Source organism: Microbacterium sp. K35, from assembly GCF_004794375.1.
Classification (GTDB): Bacteria; Actinomycetota; Actinomycetes; order Actinomycetales; family Microbacteriaceae; genus Microbacterium; species Microbacterium sufflavum.
Window position 1 is genome coordinate 1 of record NZ_SSDM01000254.1, and the last position, 2,243, is coordinate 2,243.

Below are 2,243 nucleotides of genomic sequence, written 5' to 3' on the forward strand. Positions count from 1 at the left end.
CCGCCCGGCGCAGCGCCCACGCCACCCCGAGCGGGTACGCGGCCCACTCCGGCACCGCGGGGCGGCTCCCGGGCGCGGTGGGGAACAGGCGGTCGAGGTCGTCGAGGGCGACCTCCACGGGCTCGTCCGCGAACGTGGAGGTGACGCGGAGCCGACCGTCGTCGCGCCCGCCGACCGCCGCGGCCGTGCGCTGCGGGATCGCGAACGGCAGCACGAAGCCGTCGTTGTAGTCGGTGTGCTCGCCGATCAGGTTCACGCGACCGGGAGCCGACCACACGCCGTCCGGCCCGTGCCCGGTCAGGGTCGCGAACAGGGCCTCGGCCTCCCGCACCGCGGTCATGCGGAGACTCCGTCCACGGCGTCCGTGCGGGCGATGGCGTCGCGGAGGCGCTCGGCCCCCTGCTCCGGCGTGACCTCGGCGGCCCACGCCCACATCGCCGCCTCGGAGCCGGCGAGGTACTTGAGCCGGTCGGCGGCGCGGCGGGGGCTCGTCAGCTGCAGGTGCAGGCGCACGCTGTCGCGGCCCACGCGCACGGGAGCCTGATGCCACGCGGCGATGTAGGGCGTCGGGGTGTCGTACAGCGCGTCGACCCCGCGCAGCAGGCGCAGGTAGAGCGGGGCGAGCTCGTCGCGCTCGGCGTCGGTGGTCGCGGCGAGGTCGGGCACGTGGCGGTGCGGCATCAGATGCACCTCCAGCGGCCAGCGGGCGGCGAAGGGCACGAACGCGGTCCAGTGCTCGCCGCGGAGCACGACGCGCTCGGACCGCTGCTCGGTGTCGAGGATGCGGGCGAACAGGTCGGGCGCGGTGCGGTCGATCATGTCGAGCGTGCGGGTCGTGCGCGGCGTCACGTACGGGTAGGCGTAGATCTGGCCGTGCGGGTGGGGCAGCGTGACCCCGATCTCGGCGCCGCGGTTCTCGAACGGGAACACCTGCTGGATACCGGGCAGTGCGGAGAGGGCTTCGGTGCGGTCGGCCCACGCCTCGATCACGGTCCGGGCGCGCGTGACGGTCTGGGTGCCGAACGATCCCGCGGGCTCGGGGCTGAAGCACACGACCTCGCAGCGTCCGACCGCGGTGCGGGTGCGACCGAGGCCCGGGGCGTCGAGGTCGTCGAGCCCGCGTGGGGCGTCGGCCGCGGCGGGGGCGGTGCTCACGGCCTCGGCGAGCGCGGGGCCGAACGCGGGGGAGCGGTTCTCGAACACGGCGACGTCGTAGCGCGACGGCACCTCGGACGGGTTGCCCGGGGTCTGCGGGGCGAGCGGGTCGGCGTCGGCGCTCGGCATCATCACGCGGTTCTGCCGATTCGCGGCGATCGTGATCCAGTCGCCCGTCAGCACGTCGAGCCGCATGGTCGCGGTGTCGGGTCGCGGGGCGAGGGTGCGGGCGTCGACGGCTCGCTCCGGACCGAGGGCGGTGCCGGGGTCGTCGTAGTAGAAGAGGTCGCGGCCGTCGGCGAGGGTCGTGGCGCGGCGGACGACGCCGGCACCGAGGACCTGCGTCCGCATCTCAGGGGAATCGGGCGTGTTCACGTCAACATGGTAGGTCTCCGCGCGTGATAACGTCAACATGACGGAGTTGTGAACGGAGGACGCGTGGCACGAGACACCCCCGCCTCCGCATCCGCCTCCGCCGCGCCGGACGCCCGCGTCTCCATGGCCCAGGTCGCCGCGCGCGCCGGAGTCTCGGGCCAGACGGTGTCGCGCGTCGTCAACGGCAGCCCGCGGGTCGATCCGGCCACGCGTGCCCGCGTCGAGGCGGCGATGGCAGAGCTCGGCTACCGGCCGCACCGCGCCGCGCGAGCCCTGCGCACGGGCCGCTCGCACACGATCGGCCTCGTCGTCACCACCCTCGCGACGATCGGCAACTCCCGCATGCTGCAGGCCACGGCCGAGGCGGCGGCCGAACGCGGCTACGCCCTCACCGTGGTCACCGCGTCCGAGGGCGTCGAGGCGGCGTTCGCCCAGCTCGCGGACCAGGGCGTCGACGGCGCGGTCGTGCTCAACGAGGCCTCCGCGCTCGTGCCTTCCGCCCCGCGGCCTCCGGGTCTGCGGCTCGTGGTGGTCGACGCGCCCGCCGAGACCGGGGCGATCGTCGTGCACAGCGATCACGCGGGAGGGGCGGCCGCGGCCACGGCGCACCTGCTGAGCCTCGGACACGCCACCGTGCACCATCTCGCCGGGCCCGCCGACTCCTTCGCCGCCGCCGAGCGCGAGCGGGGATGGCGGGAGGCGCTCGCCGCGGG

General features: G+C 75.4%; 3 protein-coding genes. 1 reads left to right on the forward strand and 2 read right to left on the reverse strand.

Features of this window, described 5'->3' with window-relative positions; all coding sequences use genetic code 11:
• Both DW299_RS09665 and galT read right to left on the reverse strand, forming a co-directional pair.
• On the reverse strand, positions 1 to 340 hold a 340-nt coding region (locus DW299_RS09665; protein WP_275090585.1), incomplete at its 3' end, for a galactokinase family protein.
• The gene (galT, locus tag DW299_RS09670; protein WP_136036459.1) at positions 337 to 1,506 is read right to left on the reverse strand and encodes a galactose-1-phosphate uridylyltransferase; all 1,170 of its coding nucleotides are present in this window, start codon (positions 1,504 to 1,506) and stop codon (positions 337 to 339) included. The genes DW299_RS09665 and galT, both read right to left, overlap by 4 nt.
• A gap of 147 nt (positions 1,507 to 1,653) precedes the next feature.
• Between galT and DW299_RS09675 the strand changes: the two genes are divergently transcribed.
• Positions 1,654 to 2,243 (forward strand): LacI family DNA-binding transcriptional regulator (locus DW299_RS09675; protein WP_136036460.1); only part of this gene is annotated, 590 nt, incomplete at its 3' end.

Coding starts and splice junctions, on each gene's coding strand:
- galT (WP_136036459.1), bottom strand. CDS start 1,506: ATGCGGACGCAGGTCCTCGGTGCCGGCGTCGTCCGCCGCGCCACGACC.